18 protein-coding genes are annotated in these 16,130 nt (G+C 50.6%); 5 read left to right on the top strand and 13 right to left on the bottom strand.

Features of this window, described 5'->3' with window-relative positions; translation table 11 throughout:
- Nucleotides 1-11: 11 nt before the first annotated feature.
- On the bottom strand, nt 12-947 hold the full coding sequence (locus ACTHRH_RS08030) for an ABC transporter permease (protein ID WP_225312761.1): 936 nt from the start codon (nt 945-947) through the stop codon (nt 12-14).
- Between the two features lie 248 nt (nt 948-1,195).
- Here ACTHRH_RS08030 and ACTHRH_RS08025 point away from each other — a divergent pair, with 248 nt between their 5' ends.
- Nucleotides 1,196-3,484: a helix-turn-helix domain-containing protein gene (locus ACTHRH_RS08025; RefSeq protein ID WP_440414932.1), complete on the top strand. Its 2,289-nt coding sequence runs from the start codon at nt 1,196-1,198 to the stop codon at nt 3,482-3,484.
- Between the two features lie 93 nt (nt 3,485-3,577).
- Here the strand turns inward: ACTHRH_RS08025 and ACTHRH_RS08020 are convergent, their stop codons facing one another.
- Both ACTHRH_RS08020 and ACTHRH_RS08015 read right to left on the bottom strand, forming a co-directional pair.
- On the bottom strand, nt 3,578-5,326 hold the full coding sequence (locus tag ACTHRH_RS08020; protein WP_440414930.1) for a sensor histidine kinase: 1,749 nt from the start codon (nt 5,324-5,326) through the stop codon (nt 3,578-3,580).
- Nucleotides 5,323-6,003 carry a response regulator transcription factor gene (locus ACTHRH_RS08015; protein WP_144937252.1) on the bottom strand — a complete coding sequence of 227 codons (681 nt, stop codon included), beginning with the start codon at nt 6,001-6,003 and terminating at the stop codon, nt 5,323-5,325. The genes ACTHRH_RS08020 and ACTHRH_RS08015 overlap by 4 nt, the downstream gene beginning before the upstream one ends.
- Before the next feature lie 345 nt (nt 6,004-6,348).
- Between ACTHRH_RS08015 and pssA the strand changes: the two genes are divergently transcribed.
- Both pssA and ACTHRH_RS08005 read left to right on the top strand, forming a co-directional pair.
- On the top strand, nt 6,349-6,903 hold the full coding sequence (gene pssA, locus ACTHRH_RS08010; RefSeq protein ID WP_379290205.1) for a CDP-diacylglycerol--serine O-phosphatidyltransferase: 555 nt from the start codon (nt 6,349-6,351) through the stop codon (nt 6,901-6,903).
- A gap of 15 nt (nt 6,904-6,918) precedes the next feature.
- Complete coding sequence (locus tag ACTHRH_RS08005; RefSeq protein WP_379290207.1) at nt 6,919-7,407, top strand: DedA family protein; 489 nt, start codon at nt 6,919-6,921, stop codon at nt 7,405-7,407.
- Here the strand turns inward: ACTHRH_RS08005 and ACTHRH_RS08000 are convergent.
- The 7 genes from ACTHRH_RS08000 to ACTHRH_RS07970 all read right to left on the bottom strand — a co-directional run bounded on the left by ACTHRH_RS08000 (nt 7,385) and on the right by ACTHRH_RS07970 (nt 11,484).
- Nucleotides 7,385-7,798 carry an NUDIX hydrolase gene (locus ACTHRH_RS08000; RefSeq protein ID WP_440414927.1) on the bottom strand — a complete coding sequence of 138 codons (414 nt, stop codon included), beginning with the start codon at nt 7,796-7,798 and terminating at the stop codon, nt 7,385-7,387. The genes ACTHRH_RS08005 and ACTHRH_RS08000 overlap by 23 nt on opposite strands.
- Before the next feature lie 54 nt (nt 7,799-7,852).
- Complete coding sequence (locus tag ACTHRH_RS07995) at nt 7,853-8,470, bottom strand: NUDIX hydrolase (protein ID WP_440414925.1); 618 nt, start codon at nt 8,468-8,470, stop codon at nt 7,853-7,855.
- 28 nt (nt 8,471-8,498) lie between these two features.
- Complete coding sequence (locus tag ACTHRH_RS07990; RefSeq protein ID WP_225312758.1) at nt 8,499-8,882, bottom strand: MmcQ/YjbR family DNA-binding protein; 384 nt, start codon at nt 8,880-8,882, stop codon at nt 8,499-8,501.
- A 455-nt stretch (nt 8,883-9,337) separates the two neighbouring features.
- A complete protein-coding gene (locus ACTHRH_RS07985; protein WP_144937266.1) occupies nt 9,338-9,922 on the bottom strand; it encodes an ATP-dependent Clp protease proteolytic subunit in 585 nt (194 codons plus the stop codon).
- 20 nt (nt 9,923-9,942) lie between these two features.
- Nucleotides 9,943-10,158, bottom strand: a complete 216-nt coding sequence (locus ACTHRH_RS07980; protein WP_144937269.1) for a hypothetical protein — start codon at nt 10,156-10,158, stop codon at nt 9,943-9,945.
- Nucleotides 10,155-10,751 carry an ArsR/SmtB family transcription factor gene (locus ACTHRH_RS07975; protein WP_379290217.1) on the bottom strand — a complete coding sequence of 199 codons (597 nt, stop codon included), beginning with the start codon at nt 10,749-10,751 and terminating at the stop codon, nt 10,155-10,157. Before ACTHRH_RS07975 ends, ACTHRH_RS07980 begins: the two co-directional genes overlap by 4 nt.
- 316 nt (nt 10,752-11,067) lie before the next feature.
- A complete protein-coding gene (locus ACTHRH_RS07970; RefSeq protein WP_144937275.1) occupies nt 11,068-11,484 on the bottom strand; it encodes a GNAT family N-acetyltransferase in 417 nt (138 codons plus the stop codon).
- Between the two features lie 224 nt (nt 11,485-11,708).
- Here ACTHRH_RS07970 and ACTHRH_RS07965 point away from each other — a divergent pair, with 224 nt between their 5' ends.
- A complete protein-coding gene (locus ACTHRH_RS07965) occupies nt 11,709-12,473 on the top strand; it encodes an ABC transporter ATP-binding protein (protein ID WP_144937278.1) in 765 nt (254 codons plus the stop codon).
- The gene (locus tag ACTHRH_RS07960) at nt 12,448-14,334 is read left to right on the top strand and encodes an FtsX-like permease family protein (protein WP_144937281.1); all 1,887 of its coding nucleotides are present in this window, start codon (nt 12,448-12,450) and stop codon (nt 14,332-14,334) included. Before ACTHRH_RS07965 ends, ACTHRH_RS07960 begins: the two co-directional genes overlap by 26 nt.
- 67 nt (nt 14,335-14,401) lie before the next feature.
- Here the strand turns inward: ACTHRH_RS07960 and ACTHRH_RS07955 are convergent, their stop codons facing one another.
- The 3 genes from ACTHRH_RS07955 to ACTHRH_RS07945 all read right to left on the bottom strand — a co-directional run bounded on the left by ACTHRH_RS07955 (nt 14,402) and on the right by ACTHRH_RS07945 (nt 16,112).
- Nucleotides 14,402-15,076 (bottom strand): NAD(P)H-dependent oxidoreductase, encoded by a 675-nt coding sequence (locus ACTHRH_RS07955; protein ID WP_144937284.1) that lies wholly within the window; start codon nt 15,074-15,076, stop codon nt 14,402-14,404.
- Nucleotides 15,077-15,178: 102 nt separating this feature from the next.
- Nucleotides 15,179-15,499 carry a winged helix-turn-helix domain-containing protein gene (locus tag ACTHRH_RS07950; protein ID WP_144937287.1) on the bottom strand — a complete coding sequence of 107 codons (321 nt, stop codon included), beginning with the start codon at nt 15,497-15,499 and terminating at the stop codon, nt 15,179-15,181.
- Complete coding sequence (locus ACTHRH_RS07945; protein ID WP_144937290.1) at nt 15,489-16,112, bottom strand: hypothetical protein; 624 nt, start codon at nt 16,110-16,112, stop codon at nt 15,489-15,491. The genes ACTHRH_RS07950 and ACTHRH_RS07945 overlap by 11 nt, the downstream gene beginning before the upstream one ends.
- Nucleotides 16,113-16,130: the final 18 nt, after the last annotated feature.

The following is a 16,130-nucleotide window of genomic DNA, read 5'->3' as shown; positions in this document are numbered from 1 at the left end:
CACTTCACCTCCTACCATAGGCTTGTATCATTCACTTTGCGGGCGATCCGGTTAACGATAACCAGCAGAATAAAGTTGACCACGGAGTTGAACAGCCCGACCGCTGCGGAATAGCTGTACTGTCCGTCGATGATTCCCTTGCGGTATACATGGGTGGCAATGACGTCTGAGGCCGGCATGTTCAGCGAGTTTTGCATCAGAAATACTTTCTCGAAGCCGACGCTGAGCAGAGAGCCCATGTTCAGAATGAGCAGAATGGTGATGGTCGGAACGATCCCCGGCAAATTGATGTGCCAGATGCGCTGCCAGCGGCTGGCTCCATCCACCCGGGCCGATTCGTGCAGTTGAGGATCGATCCCGGTCAAAGCTGCGAGATAAATGATCGAGCTCCAACCCATCTGCTGCCATACACCCGACATTACGTACACGGTTTTGAACCAGGCGGGCTCGGTCAGGAACTCGATAGGTTCTCCCCGGAACCAAGTGATGATCAGGTTGACCAGACCGGTCTGCGGCGACAGGAAGATAAGAATCATTCCCACCATGACGACCGTGGACAGGAAGTGAGGCGCATACGTCACCGTCTGCACGAAGCGGCTGAATGCCCTGGAACGAACCTCGTTGATCATCAGCGCCAGAATAATGGGAACCGGGAAGCCGACGAACAATTGGTACAGCCCGATTCCGAGAGTGTTTTTGAGCAGCCGCCAGAAGTAATAGCTTTCAAAGAAACGTTCGAAATGCTGGAAGCCAACCCACGGGCTGCCCCAAATGCCTTTGGTCGCGATAAAATTTTTGAATGCGATCTGTACGCCGTACATCGGAACATATTCAAAGAGAATAAAGAACGCGATGACCGGCGCGATGAGTAAATACAAGTCCCAGTTTTTCCGTATCCGTCTTAGGATCACGGACCGTTTCCGGCTGAGACCAACCTCCGCCTGCACCGGCGGCACGGGCTGTTTTGACAAGCTCCCACCCCTTTCGTCTATTCATTCCGGAGCATACCAGAGGACCCGGAGAAATGGGAATATACACTTCTTTCGGTAGCTTGCAGCACATTGTCACGCAGAAAAAAATGATAACTATATAAAAAAGGGCATGTTTTACAATAAATCAGCTTTCTGTATAATGAAGACATGTTTCATGAAAGCGCTTCTATAAAAAGGAAGCCCGATTAAACGTAAGGGAGCATGTGCGATTGAAATGGGCCTTATTGAACCGCCAAACATTGGTCTTCAAGGTTTTTTTCAGCTTTCTGGTCATCATTCTGCTGTTTTCCGTCTTCAATCTCCTGTCCGTCCATTTATTCAACCGGAGCGTGCAGAACGAGATCATCCAATACAACCGCCTGATGCTTAGAAATGCGGCGGAGCGGTACGAGACTCATCTCGAGAGGATCAGGACATTGCTGTTCGACATTTATATGAACGAACAGGTCGTAGCCTTCAACCGCCAGTTGCACAGGAAAACGGAAGACGAAATCGATTATTGGAAAGCCGGAGATGTGTTGAAGAGCCTCCGCTCCCCGGCATACAATCCGATGTTTTTTCTCAATAATTTTTTTCTCTATTTCGATTCGCAAAATTTGATTGTAGAAAAGGAAGGAACCGTCGAGGCGGAGATGATGTTTACCAAATTTTACGAGAGCGACGCCTACCCTCTCTCCTTTTGGAAGGAAGAGCTGGCCAGGGACAGCAACTATGTGCTGCATCCGGAAGCGACGTTCACCGTCTCTACGTTGAATTCCTCGGTGGATGTCCAGCTCATCCCGTTTTCATTCCGGGCTACTTCCTCCAATTACCTGGCCATCGCGCTGCTGGATGCCCGGGCGCTGCAGGAAGCGTTTTTCGGCAGCGATAACAGACATTTTATGATTTTGACCCAGGACGGCTCGCTGCTGTACCGTTCCTCCGATGCCTTGGCGGCCGAGGAAATTCCTTCCTTTGCGAATGGCAAAGAGTATGGCTTGTCCGGCGATTACTATTTCTTCATCGACAGAGGAGCCGATCTAACTTATGTAACGGCAGTGCCATATGCGAATATTGCATCCCAGGTTCGAAATGCCAGCCTCATGCTGCTTCTGATCTGCGCGGTGTCCATTGTGATCGGAGTGTTCGTCAGCGTGTTCCTAAGCCGCAAGATCAACCGGCCTGTGAAGCAGATGGTCACCTCGATCTTGCGCAGAGACCCGGTTAAGCTGCAAAGCGCCATTCTGGAGTTCGATCTGATTCACCAGAACATCTATGAGCTAATGAAGGAACGGGAATCGATCCAGAAAGACCTGTCCGGCAAAAGATCGCTGCTGACCAGCTTCGGCTACATCAACAAGTTAAAGGCCATTACATCCGATATTAACGAATGGAAAGATATCGCCGAGATGGACGAACCGTTCGTGATCGTGCTCTATCAGCTTCACTTCAAAACCCGGATCGTCGCCAGCAGTCAGATGAAGCCCGAGCGGATGGCCTATTACATCCAGGAGTATATTAATGTCGTCATTTCCGAAAGAATGCCTTCCGCACATACATTTCAAATCGAGAACAACCAGATTCTATCCCTGATCCGCAGCGAGGAAATCCCGGGGGCATTGGAGGATGCGCTGGCAAGGCTGAAAGCGATTTTGGATCGGGATAAGTCTTATTTTCTGGTGACCATTGCTGTAAGCTCGGTCTATGATCAGGCAGTCAAGCTTAGCGAGGCTTACCGCCAAGTGCTGGAGCTGGCACTGCAGGCACGGCCGCTGGATGAATGCCAGGTGATCCGGGATTACCGGCGGCTTCCTGCCCATCCCGTTCTCACAGTGCCCCAAGAGCAGGAGCTGTACGCCAATTTGCAGGCGGGCAACCACCTCTTCTGTACCGCCTTCATGGAACGGATGCTGGGTCAGATGGATAAGAAGGAGGCCAGTCTGCATCAGCTTCGCGAGCTGGCTATGGGGGTCGTCGTGAGGGTGGCTAAAATGCTGGAGCCTTACGGGGTGGACGCAGATTCATCCATGCGGCAAAAGCAGCTTGAGCTCATGGAGGAATGCTGTACGATTGAGCAGTTCAAGCAATTCCTGGCCCAGTTGTTTCACACAGCGGCAGACATCGTACAGTCCAGAAAACAAGAGGAGGACCCGATCATCACCTTCGTCATGGATTATGTGGTAAACCGCTTTGCTGAAGATTTATCTCTCGATCTGTTGGCCGATAAGCTGAATCTGTCGGTAGCGTACTTATCCGTCTATATCAAGGAGAAGACCGGAGCCAATTTCAGCGAGCACATTAATGCGGTCCGCATCAGCAAGGCGAAGGAGATGCTGCTCGAAACCGATTTGAGCGTGAAGGAAATCAGCTTGAGAATCGGATACCAGAACGTCACCTCCTTCATTCGAATGTTCAAGAAAATGACGGGCAGCCCGCCGGGAGAATACCGGAAGAACAAGCTGATCGAAGCCGGGGGCGGTGAATTCCCTGACCGGGTCACCGCCTCAGATTGAGACCGCAGCCGTATTATTTTTTGTCCCTTGACCGGCCTCCCTCCCTGTGAAAATGTATATAGGGGCGAGCTCTCATCGCCCGCCCCTACTGAATTACAAAATAAAGTAAAACATGACGCCTTTCTGGGTATTTACCACCCCATACTTACTCTCATGCAGCTCCAGAATATGCTTGACAATAGCCAGCCCGAGACCCGTGCCCCCCGTTTTCCGGTTGCGTGACCGCTCGGCGCGGTAGAACCGTTCCCATATATGCTCCAATTGGTCCGGAGGAATCCCGTCACCTTCATTTTCTATAGACATCCGCACGCGTCCCTCTTCATCTTCGATCCGTACGGTGATCTCGCTTCCGGGAACCGCATACCGGATCGCATTAACCAAAATATTGAAGATCACCTGCTCGATTTTCTCTTGATCCGCATGGACGACCGGCTCGTTGGCCGTGACGGTCACTACCTTCAATTGCTTGTCGTTCAGATGGTGGGACAATTTATCGACGATCTCCTCCATCAGCTCGCTTACCCAGAAGCTGCTTTTCCTCAGCTTGATGGTTCCGGATTCCAGCTTCGTCAATTCGAGCATATCTCTCACCAACGCCTCCATCTTTCCGGTCTCATCCAAGATGACATCCAGATACCGCTCCCGCTTGCTCTCCCCCACGCCGTCCTTCAACCCTTCGGCGAAGCCGCGAACAATGCTCAGAGGTGTTTTAAGCTCATGGGAAGCGTTGGACACGAACTCCTTCTGCATCTGCTCTATTCGCTGCTTATGCTCCATATCTTCGCGAAGCTGCCGGTTGGCCTGCTGCAACTCCTGCAGCGTGGTATCGAGCTTCTCGGACAAGCCGTTCAGGCTGTCGGACAAACTCCCGAATTCATCCTGGCTGCGAATCGGAGATTTCACCGAAAAATCGAGCCTGGCCATTCTCAGTGCAATCCGGTTAAGGGAAAGCAGCGGCTTGGCCACTATTTTGGAAAAAATAAGGGAAAGCAAGAGAATGAGTGCGCACCCTCCGATTCCGATATACATATAAAACAATTGCAGTGCATCATTGGCTTCACTGATTTGCTGCAAGGAGGTTATCGCCATGATGAGCTCATTGACCCGCCCTTCCTTCATGACCGGCTGAATGGCCACCAGCAAGCGCATTCCTGTCCAAGGCTCCGTCCACTCCTCGATGACGGATTGGCCGTTATTAAGCTTGCTCTCATGTGCTTCCGACAGGGGAAACCATTCATCAAGAGCCAGCCAAAGCATCCCCTGGCGCAAATTCAAATGGTTGGGATCAGGCAGCAGCAAATCGGTAATCTGGCCCGAAATCCGATCGAGTTCCAGTTCTTCCACTCCCTTGAGGCTGCCGATATCCTGGGCCCCTTCCTTTTTGATAACGACAGGGTAGAAGAAATCATTCGTTCCCTCCTCGAACAGCCCTTCGACCTCAATCCAATCCCCGCGCATCAGATTGGCATTCAATAAATTTTCCCGCTCCGAAGGGTGAATCAGAGACAAGGAAATTTTGACGAAATGCCCGTCATTCTCCCGGATGGTGATACGGAAAGGAGTTTCTCGCTTCATATGGCCTTCCGGGGTCAGAATCGCCAATTGAGTTTTATATCGGGTAATGAACAAGGCAATTTCCCGGTCCATTCGCGTATCATCCCACTGCTTCTGGGCATATTGCTGCTCGAAGGCCAGAAGCTTCTTCTCCAGGTCCGCCATCTTCTTATGCTGATAGAACTTTTCAAAAAACAGAAGCTGTCCCAGCATGATGATGGCATAGAACAGCAGGAAGAAGAGCGCGGTGATCGCGAACAGCTTGAATACGACGCCCCGCCTCTTCATAAGTCTTCCTCAAATTTATAGCCGGCGCGGATGACTGTTCGGATATGGCGGGCCTCGCCGCCCAGCTTGCTGCGCAATTTCTTAATGTGCGTGTCGACAACCCGCAGATCGCCGAAATAATCGAAGCCCCAGACGTTGTCCAGTATCGTCTCCCGGGAAAGCACGATGCCGGCGTTTTTGACCAGGAACAGCAGCAGTTCATATTCCTTCGGTGTCAGCTCGATCCGCTGCCCCTCTATCTCTACGCAATGGGCTCGCTTGTTAATCGTAAGCCGGCCGAAGACCATCAGATGATCGTCCCGGCCAATCGTTCCTTCCACCCGCTTCATTAAAGTTTTGGCCCGAGCGACCAGCACCTTGGGGCTGAAGGGCTTGGTCACGTAATCGTCCGCCCCCAGCTCGAAGCCCAGCATTTTATCATCATCTTCCGATTTCGCGGTAAGCATAATGATCGGCAAATCCGACTTCGAACGGATGGACTTGCAGACGGTCCATCCATCCAGCTCCGGCATCAGAATATCGAGGATGACGAGATCGACCTGCAAATACTCGAGCATTTCCAACGCTTGCTTGCCGTTCTCCGCCTCATATACGGTCCAATGGTCCCGCTCGAAATAGTCTGCCAGAATTTCGCGGATCCGGCTTTCATCCTCTATCAAGAGCACCTTCCACTCCATTTAGCGTCCCCCGTTTACCGTTCAAGTATAATTCGCTTCTGTCTGAAGCAGCCAGGCTGCCTGTATGGTTAGTGCGAACAGAAGACATCTCTTACCCCAGTATAGCAAACTGTTGTGTTTTCTATGTGTTTGCCTGCTATTCTATTTTACTTATACTAAGATGCGGCCGGAAGGCATGCCCCATATTCCGTATCGCGGTTTATGCCCGGCTCCTTTTTCTTGAACACATGGAATACACATCGTGAAACTATAATAGAGTAAATGCAGTACCGGAACTAGAGAAAAAAGAAGTTTTTCCAATCTCCGGGGGCAGTTTATCGCAGAAATTAAGGAGGAAGTATTGCGATGCTGATAGAATTAATCCCCATCCTGTTTACTTCAGGCAGCCTTAGCGCTGGAATGCTGTCGATGATTCAGATTTTTGAAGGAGAGGCCCGTCACGCTGTATTGTTTGTCTTCCTGGCGGCGTTGATTAACGGCATGGGCTGTTATGCTTCTCATAGGCTCCAGCGTTCCAATGAATTCGGGAAAGAACTCCGTTCCTTGTCCGAACTCGTTACCTTCGGAGCCGCACCTTCCATGATCCTGTACGTTGCTGCCTTTAACCAAATCAATGCTCTCGGCTTGGTCATCACCGCCTTGTTTCCGATATGCGGCGCTCTTAGGCTCGCCAGATACAATATCGTATCGTCCCGTAACGGCCGTCATTCGGGGCTGCCCATACCGGTTGCGGGCTGTGCTCTTTCCGCCTTGGTGCTTATCGGCTCCCAGCTTAATACATGGATTATGAGCCTGCTGGTTATTATTCTCTCCTGGCTCATGATCAGTACTATCAGAATGCCTACTTGGAGCAGGGGCAAGCCTTTACCGGAGTCCAACGAAAGCATTACGCCTCACTAGAACGGAGATATTTATATGGAATTTGTCCAGGAAATGATCGCACAATACGGATATCTCGCCTTGTACTGTCTTCTGGCTCTTGGGATCATCGGCTTGCCCATACCCGATGAAGTGCTGATGACCTTCGTCGGGTATTTGGCGTCCATGGGGATTTTGCGCTATACGGCAGCGGTTGTAGTCAGTCTTCTCGGATCCATGTCCGGCATGATCCTTAGTTACGAGCTGGGTCGTAAAATCGGCAAACCGCTGGTGTGGAAGTTCGGCAAATGGATCTGGCTGACGCCGAAAAGGCTGGAGAAAGCGGAGGGTTGGTTCAACCGCTACGGAATGTGGGCCGTCAGCTTCGGCTATTTCATCCCCGGAATCCGCCATCTAACCTGCTACCTGTCCGGGGTCAGCGGGATGAAGCGAACCACCTATTGGCTCTTTGCCTCTATTGGGGCGGTGGTATGGTGTGTCTTGTTTATCACTATCGGATATTTTATCGGGGTTCAATTTGTTTAAGGTAATCTAACAGGAAAGACCGGTCCTCCGGAAAAGCCAGCTCCAGGTCTTCCAGTTCACTTGCCGATTTCCAGGCAACCTCATAGATCAGACCGTCGGGATCCTGGATGGCTGCGGCTCCGCCGACTTTTTCCACCTCATAATAAGTCACAGTGAATTCCGTCTGCAGATGCGTTCCTTTTTTTTCGAAGAGCTTGCGGATGACTTTCGCTCTATAACCCGTTTCCTCATGAATTTCCCGGATACAGCATTCTTCCAGAGTTTCACCCTCTTCCTGGCCTCCTGACGGCACGGACCAGACCTTCTTCTCTTCCGGCTTGCCTTGTAACACCATAAGAATCTGCTTCGACTCATTCACACAAACACCCGCCGAGCCGGACCAATGTTTCATGAAAGAACCTCCTCCATTAGTATATGGATCGGGCAGTCCCGATTTCCGCCCGTTCTAGTCGAATACCGCTTCTTTATCGGGTTCTCTTAACCATGCAAATAACGTTTGGAGCTGCGTTCGGGTGGTTCGCGATTCGGATAATGCCGGCAACCCGTTCTCCGTGAAAAACCGTGCCTCCGACGTCTCCAGCCCGCCTCCAGCCTCCCCTCCGACGATTTCACACAAGATAAAGAGAACATATTCCGGATAAGGGGCCGGAAGCGGATAATGCAGCCTTTTGTCCAGCAGCCCGAGCAGACGGACAGGGACCGCATCGAATCCGGACTCTTCCTTGATTTCTTTGACAGCCACCTCTGCAGGAGACAGTCCGATATCGGCCCATCCTCCGGGCAGTGCCCAGTTGCCATCGGTCCGTTCTCTCACCAGCAATAGCTTTCCTTCGTTAAAAATGACTGCACGCACAGCTACCTTCGGGGTAATCCTCCGTGTTGCATCGGCAAATAACGTCGTTATTTTTTCGCTTTCAGCAAATGCACTGCCGTTAAGCATTTCCAAGCCGAGCTCTCTTAGCTGCTCGAAGCGTTCCAAGTTATAAACATCTTTGGAATGAGCCAATCCGGCTTGACTGATAGCTTGCAGCCGGTCCGCCCACTTGAGCCATTTATTCTCCATGTTTTTCATCTCCCGTCCGGTATTGAGACTATTCCTGCTCCTGCAGCAGCTTCACCAGACGTTTGGGAGCGGCCCGCATATACGCTTCACGAAGCAATTCACCCAGCTCCCCCCAGTCCAGAGGCTGGTCGGCCTTGATCGATACCCAGCCGTAATGACCGATATATGGGGTTTTAAAGAAACGGCCTTGGTGCAAAAGCAGCTCTTGATTTTCCCGATCCGACTTGAACGACAAGCCGGCAGGACCTTCATTTTCTCCCATTATAATAAAAGATTTGCCCCTGACCTTAAAGGTGGTATGCCCGAACCCGTCAATGATTTCTTCCACCTCCGGCAAGGAGGCGCACAGCTTGCGGACCTGCTTGAGCATCTCTATTCCCTGTTCCGATTTCAAGCTTTTAGGTTCATGCATCGCCCTACCTCCTGGATGTCTATAGGATTCTTGCTTCTTCTTTTCTTATTCGTCCTCGAGCGGCAAAGTCCTTTTCCGAGGTTATCTGTTTCTTACAAGAACTGTAAGTCACCATGGGATGAAAACCATGCAGAATCTTATGTAAATAGAAAGCCTGCAATTCTGCATGATTTCGGCCGTTTGGCCCGGTAACCACTGCAAAGCCTGAAAAAATACATCTTTTTTATCGTTTGAGGGGAGGTCGGACGATTTTGTAAGGAAAATAATGTATTATCGCAGGCTTTTCGCCGAGCTGTTCCGAATCGACTCAAAATTGATGTATAATCACAGGAATTTGTACCCGCTGTAAAAGGTCATGCCTTCCTCATATCGCGGTCGTTCTTACTTTGCGGAGAGCCCCAATAGAAAAAAAGCCCTTCCCCGCGGGGAAAGGCTCGTTGACCCGGCTTGCAAGCTCATTGGCAAATCCGGTCTATCAGTCCATATTCAAGGGTCTCTTGGGCGGACATATAGTAATCCCGGTCCGTATCCTTCTCCACCTTCTCCAGAGGCTGCCCGCTCTTCTCCGCGAGCACACGGTTGATACGGTCGCGGGTATTCAGAATGTTCTTGGCATGGATGGCGATGTCTGTCGCCTGGCCTTTGATTCCGCCGCCGCCCACCCAAGGTTGATGGATCATCACTTCGGCATTCGGAAGGGCCAGCCGTTTGCCTGGGGCTCCTGCGGCCAGCAGGACAGCGCCGAAGGAAGCGGCCAGACCGACGCAGATGGTGGATACATCCGGCTTCACGTGCTGCATGGTATCGTAAATCGCGAATCCGGCGGATGTCGATCCTCCCGGACAGTTAATATACAGATGAATATCCTTATCGGGATCGTCTGCAGCAAGAAACAACAACTGGGCTATCACGGCATTCGCTACGGAATCGTCAATGGGGGAGCCCAGAAATACGATCCTGTCCCTAAGCAGCCTGGAATAGATGTCGTAGGATCTCTCCACCCCTTTGCTCTGTTCCACTACAATCGGCACAATACTCATTGGATTGTAATCCCCTTTCCTTAAGCCGCGCAGCGCAGCGAATTTGTCGCCGCCGAGGCGTTCTTACTAGCTTGCGGAATGCCAAAACCGGAGGAAACCACGCGGATGACCGGCATATTTGCCCCTGTATCACTGCTTGTATGCAGCACTTGAACAGTCGCCTCCCGTTCGCCCTCTCTCCCCTTCTCCCAGACCAATATCGGCCGGGACGTCACAGGTTCACTCTTGTTATTCATAGGTTACCTCCTTGTTCGGGTTCAGGATAGACGGCCATTAATACGCGGTAGCCGTTCTTCTTGTCCGGGGTTCGATACTTCTCTGCGAGGGCCTTCATGGCTTCCGCATAATCGCGGATGAACGCCTGCCGATCCGCCTCATCCGGCAGATAGACCTCCGTCTCCATCGTTGCGCTTGGAACCTCCTCCGCCTCATCGGACGCCTCCATGAGGCGCAGAGCATCACTGCGCATCCGCTCGGAGAGCGTAATCAGATGCCTCAGCGCCCCTTGCTCCTTCAGCTTGCTTACCGTCTCTTCCGGCCAGCCGAACGATTCCGGAATAATGAACGTTCTGGCAATCGATTGATACAGCACCTCGATCAAATTCTTAACTTGGCGGGTGCCGCTTCTCCGGATCAGACCGACCTTCTCGAGCGCTTTCAGATGATAATTGATTTTTTGCGGGGCTTCTCCCAACTGCCGGCCAACCTCCGATGCGGAGGAAGGCTCGCTCAGGATTCGCAAAATCTCGGCCCGCAGAGGATTCAATAGCGCAAGAGCTTGTTCCGGGCTTTCCAGCCTATAGACTTCCTGTATGTCGATTTCCGCCATTGCTTCGCGCTCTCCTAAAAATTATTTTTTACGTAAACTTATTTTATTATGATGGTTTGTTTTTGTCAATCCTATTCCTCAGAGGCTAGTCCGAAAGCAGTGGATGGATTTAAGCCTTTTACGCAGGAAATAAATGAGACCGCATTCTTTCCACCTGCCTTTGAAGTCGAAAAAAAGAACCTCCAAGCCCACAGCAATGAGGTTAGAAGTTCCTTTATCTTTATGCAAACTAGGAATGAATGCACCAAACTTATTCCTTTCATCCGCAGTCGGTTGAAACTTTGGTTCCGACTAATCTTACTTCCGCCCTTGCCGGCTAAGCCCAGGGATTAGTCGGCCTCCTCTTCATAAATCTGTCCGGGTCCCGGACAAAGCCGAAGGATTCATACAGCCCATGTGCATCTTTCGTGCCCAAAACTCCTGTCAGTCCGTCTAATTCCTCAGATTGAACAATGAGGTCCACTAACCTCCTGCCAATGCCTTGCCCTCTATACTCTTCGTCAATAAATACATCGCATAAATAATACATAGTGGCCCAATCAGTAATGATCCGGGCAAAGCCGATTTGTCTCGTGCCATGATAGACCCCGTAACAAATCGAATTTTCGATCGATGCCTGCACTTGGGCTAACGTTCTCCGGTTGGCCCAGTAAGAGCGTGATAAAAACTGATGAATGGTTTCGGTCTGCAGCAGAGCCTTATCCTTGCTGATGAAATATTCTCCATTTTTCAAATCCGTCAGCCTCCCTTTATAACGATGCGTATCCAATAAAGCAAGTCACAGCGGTTTGTTGACTTCAGTATACACGAAAAAAACGATGGATTACTGCGACTCTTATTATATTCCGGACGAACATGACAAAAATGAAAGATAACCGTAAGGAAGATCAATGGTGCCGTTTGCCGGGAGGAGGTAAAGTAGACGGTAAGATGAATTTAGATAGAAGGAGTGGGAATATGCTTGAAGTTAGAAATGTATCCAAGGTCTATGAGGGCAAAGTCTCTTACCAAGCACTGTCCAATTTGAATTTAACGATTCAGCAAGGAGAATTTGTCGGCGTCATGGGGCCGTCCGGCAGCGGCAAAACAACACTGCTCAATGTCGTGTCGACCATTGACAAGCCTACTTCCGGCGAAGTCGTCATTGCCGGGAAGAACGCCCATCAACTAAGCAAGCGCAAGCTGGCCTTATTCCGCCGCCGGGAGCTGGGCTTCGTCTTTCAGGACTTCAATCTGCTGCAGACGCTGACGGTTAAGGAAAATATTATTTTCCCTCTGACTCTGGAAAATGTCAGCATCAAGGAACAGGACGAACGCGTGAATCGGATCGCGGACAAGCTTGGCATCGCCCATATCTTGAACAAACGCACCTACGAAATATCCGGCGGCCAAAGCCAACGAACAGCGATCGCACGCGCTATTATTCACTCTCCCAAGCTGATTCTGGCGGATGAGCCGACCGGAAACCTGGATTCGAAAGCGGCCCGCGACGTTCTGGAGATCCTGCAGAAGCTGAACAAGGAGGAGGGCGCCACCATGATGATGGTCACCCATGACTCCCAGGCCGCCAGTTACTGCGACCGCGTTATTTTCATCAAAGACGGCATGCTTTTCAGCGAGCTGCGCCGGACGGACAAGCAGCAAGTATTTTTCCAGGAAATCATGAACGTATTGATGACCATAGGGGGAACGGAAGATGAATTTTCGGCAGTTCGCGTTTAAGAACGTATTCCGCAACAAGCGGCTGTATGCCGGGTATTTCTTCAGCTGCGCTTTCTCGGTCATGATTTTCTTCGTCTACTCGATGCTGGCGTTCCATCCGGAGCTGGATTTCTCCGGTAAGGGTGGTTATGGACAAGGCGCTCAGACGAGTATGGACGTTTCCCAATATATCATTTACTTTTTTACATTTTTCTTTATTCTGTATTCGATGAGCGTTTTCCTGAAATCGCGGAAGAAAGAATTCGGCATCTGCATTATGCAGGGGATGTCCGATTTGCAGCTTAGACGGCTCGTTTTTCTCGAAAATGTCATCATTGGGCTGGCTTCGACCGTGTCCGGCATTGCTATCGGACTGCTGTTGTCCAAAGGTATGCTAATAATGGGAAGCACTGTCCTTACACTGGAGCAGCCTCTCTCTTTCTATTTGCCGACCAAAGCCGCTTTATTCACTTTCGTAGCCTTTGCTCTGTTATTTATATTCATTTCTCTGTTCACCGCCGTTATTTTGCGCAGCAGCTCGCTTATTGACCTGCTGAAAGGCACTGCCAAACCGAAGCCGGAGCCGAAGGCCTCCACTTTCCTCGCCCTGTTAGCGGCTTTCTTGATCCTTGCCGGATACGTGATTGCTTTCGTGGTCAGAGGCGCGATGGTGATTATTGCCCTGCTCCCGGTTGCTCTTATCGTAAGTATAGGAACCTATTTCCTGTTCACCCAGTTGAGCGTTTATATGATTAATAAGCTGAAGAAAAATCAAAAACTGTACCGCAGCAAAACCAATCTGATTACCTTGTCCGATCTGGCCTACCGGATGAAGGATAATGCCCGCATGTTCTTCCTGGTCGCTATCATCTCGACGGTCGCTTTCTGCGCCATCGGGACTTTGGTCGGGATGAAATCCATGTTTACTGCCAAGATAACCGAATCGGTCCCGGCGTTTAAGTACGAATCGTATGCCGGAAATCCACAGGAGGCCGAACATTCCAAGCTCATCGAGCAGGAATTGACGGAGGCCAAGATCAATTACGAGCCTCTGGTCATCCAGAAGAAACGGTTGGAAGATGCGGAAACGAAGAAAAGCTACAGTATCATTTCAGAAACAAACTACAATAAAATTACAAAAGAGGAGATACAGTTAACGGATGGTGAAGCTCTCCTGTTCTATCCGGACAACATGGGCTTCGGAGGGCAACCTGTAGGACAGGAGAAACAAATCTCGCTTCAGGACGGACGCACTTTGGATATCAAGGAGAATACCGTCTTACCGATTGCGCTCCAACAAGTTGAATTCTCCAGAACGGCCATCGTATCTGACGCCGTTTTCCAGTCGCTGTCCGAATCGCTGACGGAATCTACCTCGTACGTATTCCATGTAGAAGATTGGCGGCAAACCTTGAATGTGTCCAAGCAGCTTAATGAGAAGCTGCAAGGCAACGGCGAGCATTACAGCTTCTTCTCAAGGGCTTACGATCTAAACGATATTAATCAGGGCTTCGGGCAAATTCTGCTGACCGGATTGTTCATCGGAGCTGTGTTCTTCGTCGCCGCGGGCAGCTTCCTGTACTTTCGCCTGTACGCGGATTTGGACCATGACCGTGCGCAGTTCCGCTCTATTACGAAGCTGGGGCTGACGGAAGGCGAGCTGTCGAAGATCGTATCGACCCAGATCGGGCTGCTGTTCTTCGTACCGATCATCGTTGCGCTCATTCATGGAGCCGTTGCGCTGAATTCATTGCAGAACACATTCAATGCCAATCTAGTTAAAGAATCGGCACTCGTTCTGGGCTCATTCACGATCATCCAGATCCTCTATTTCTTGTTCATCCGTGCCAACTATGTGAAAAAGCTGAAGGAAGTCATGTAGCCGTCATCCAAACCAGATGATTTAAAAGAGGAGCAGCCGATTCGGCCTGCTCCTCTTTTAATGTTGACTATTCGACCCACCGGACAATATCCTCGAGCTTTTGTCTGCTCTTGGGATACTTCGGCTCTTGTGCTCTGTAGCCAAAGGCCGCCATGACGGATACATCGAGACGTCCTTCTTCCAGCAAGCCCTCCTGTTCCAGCACCTGATGGACCCGATCGTAGTCAAAGCCCTCAATCGGACAGGAATCGATGCCGATCAGAGCGGCAGCAGTCATCATATTCCCCAGTGCAATATAAGTTTGCTTACAGGACCAATCGAATAAAGCCCGCTCGTTATCAAGCAAGTGCCAGTCCGATTCCTGAAACTCTCTATACCTGGGGAGAAGCTTCTCGATCAGGTGATCTGGGTAGTTCTTTACTTCCTTCTGAAGTCTCATCACATATTCCGAATCATACCGGACGTCTTTTCTCGCTAGAATAACGACAAAATGGCTGGCCGTCGGAAGCTGGGTCTGCGCTCCCCAGGAAAATTCCTTTAATTTCTCCCTGAGCGATGGATTCTGGATAACAAGAAATTTCCAAGGCTCGTAGCCGACAGAGCTGGGGGATAACCTTCCGGCCTCTAAAATAAAATGAAAATCTTCATCCGAAATAGGCTTCTCAGGGTCAAACACCTTGGTTGCATGGCGAAAGTGAAAGGCATCGATAATCTCTTGTTTGCGAATACCGGGAGTACTCATGTCATCCACCTCTCTATTTCTTATGTAAGGAAAGGCAGCGCCCCATAGCTTTAAGAGAATACAAGACTCCAAATCCACGCTGTCTGCTTGGAAGGAGCCCTGTCAGCTCTTCCGATGTGGAGGCTGTGCCATACGAATGATCCGTTCCAGGCCTTCAATATACTGCTGGAACATATTCATCCCGAGCTCGGTAGGAGAACAAATCGTCTTGGGCCGTCTTCCGACGAATGTTTTCTGTACATCAATGTAGCCGGCCTGCTCCAGTACGCGGATATGATTCCCCAGATTGCCTTCGGTTAATTGCAGCTCGTCCCGCAGAAATTTGAAATCACATTGCCCGTGAACGGCAAGCAAGCTCATGATTCCAAGCCGGGCCTTGGCATGGATGGTCTCGTCGATGGCATCGAACAGATTATCCCCCATGACGCTTACTCCGCCACTGCAGATATATTCCTGCCATAATATTGCTGCCTCCGCCCAGCAATCCCAGAATGATAAATTGATATTCCCTGAAAAACAGCCAGGTCAAGATCGACAGCAGGATGAACCAGCAGCCGACAACCGCAGGTCCTTTCCCGGCCAGCGAGGCTAGGGATACATAGGAAATCCCTACCAGAATAACCCAGAAGAAGGAGGCGTATTCGACCCTTACTATGCCCGATGCCAGCATAAAGAACCCTGACAGCATCATCACCGCGAAAGGCAGCCAGAACATCCAGGCATAGGCTCCTCCCTCCTGCTCGTTGGAGGAACGGGATTGTCTCATCCCGACGGCCGCCGAAAGTATCGAGCCTACGATCGCACCGCTTAACCAGTACCAGTTAGGCCAAACGGAATGGTCGAAATGCATGCCGACGAACCCGATCATCATATAGGCTCCCCAAATATACAGATAGGGCGGAGAATGATCGAGCTTCTTGCGGTTTCTGGCAATCAGCTGCTTAATAAACTCAATATCCTGCAGAGCCTGATCCGCACCCGTGTACCGCCCACCCTCTGCTGGTTTACGCATATGCTGCTCCTTGTTTTCCTTCAAAGATAACCACTCCTGAAG

Source organism: Paenibacillus sp. SAFN-117 (assembly GCF_051966115.1).
GTDB classification, from domain to species: Bacteria; Bacillota; Bacilli; order Paenibacillales; family NBRC-103111; genus Paenibacillus_L; species Paenibacillus_L residui.
Note: the sequence above shows the minus strand (reverse complement) of the source record. Positions and strands in the feature narration are given on the sequence as shown.

Excerpts from the sequence above, each read along its gene's own strand:
- ACTHRH_RS08020 (WP_440414930.1), bottom strand. The coding sequence starts at position 5,326 with ATGAAGAGGCGGGGCGTCGTATTCAAGCTGTTCGCGATCACCGCGCTC.
- ACTHRH_RS08015 (WP_144937252.1), bottom strand. The coding sequence starts at position 6,003 with ATGGAGTGGAAGGTGCTCTTGATAGAGGATGAAAGCCGGATCCGCGAA.
- pssA (WP_379290205.1), top strand. The coding sequence starts at position 6,349 with ATGCTGATAGAATTAATCCCCATCCTGTTTACTTCAGGCAGCCTTAGC.
- ACTHRH_RS08005 (WP_379290207.1), top strand. The coding sequence starts at position 6,919 with ATGGAATTTGTCCAGGAAATGATCGCACAATACGGATATCTCGCCTTG.
- ACTHRH_RS08000 (WP_440414927.1), bottom strand. The coding sequence starts at position 7,798 with ATGAAACATTGGTCCGGCTCGGCGGGTGTTTGTGTGAATGAGTCGAAG.
- ACTHRH_RS07995 (WP_440414925.1), bottom strand. The coding sequence starts at position 8,470 with ATGGAGAATAAATGGCTCAAGTGGGCGGACCGGCTGCAAGCTATCAGT.
- ACTHRH_RS07990 (WP_225312758.1), bottom strand. The coding sequence starts at position 8,882 with ATGCATGAACCTAAAAGCTTGAAATCGGAACAGGGAATAGAGATGCTC.
- ACTHRH_RS07985 (WP_144937266.1), bottom strand. The coding sequence starts at position 9,922 with ATGAGTATTGTGCCGATTGTAGTGGAACAGAGCAAAGGGGTGGAGAGA.
- ACTHRH_RS07980 (WP_144937269.1), bottom strand. The coding sequence starts at position 10,158 with ATGAATAACAAGAGTGAACCTGTGACGTCCCGGCCGATATTGGTCTGG.
- ACTHRH_RS07975 (WP_379290217.1), bottom strand. The coding sequence starts at position 10,751 with ATGGCGGAAATCGACATACAGGAAGTCTATAGGCTGGAAAGCCCGGAA.
- ACTHRH_RS07965 (WP_144937278.1), top strand. The coding sequence starts at position 11,709 with ATGCTTGAAGTTAGAAATGTATCCAAGGTCTATGAGGGCAAAGTCTCT.
- ACTHRH_RS07960 (WP_144937281.1), top strand. The coding sequence starts at position 12,448 with ATGAATTTTCGGCAGTTCGCGTTTAAGAACGTATTCCGCAACAAGCGG.
- ACTHRH_RS07955 (WP_144937284.1), bottom strand. The coding sequence starts at position 15,076 with ATGAGTACTCCCGGTATTCGCAAACAAGAGATTATCGATGCCTTTCAC.
- ACTHRH_RS07950 (WP_144937287.1), bottom strand. The coding sequence starts at position 15,499 with ATGGGGGATAATCTGTTCGATGCCATCGACGAGACCATCCATGCCAAG.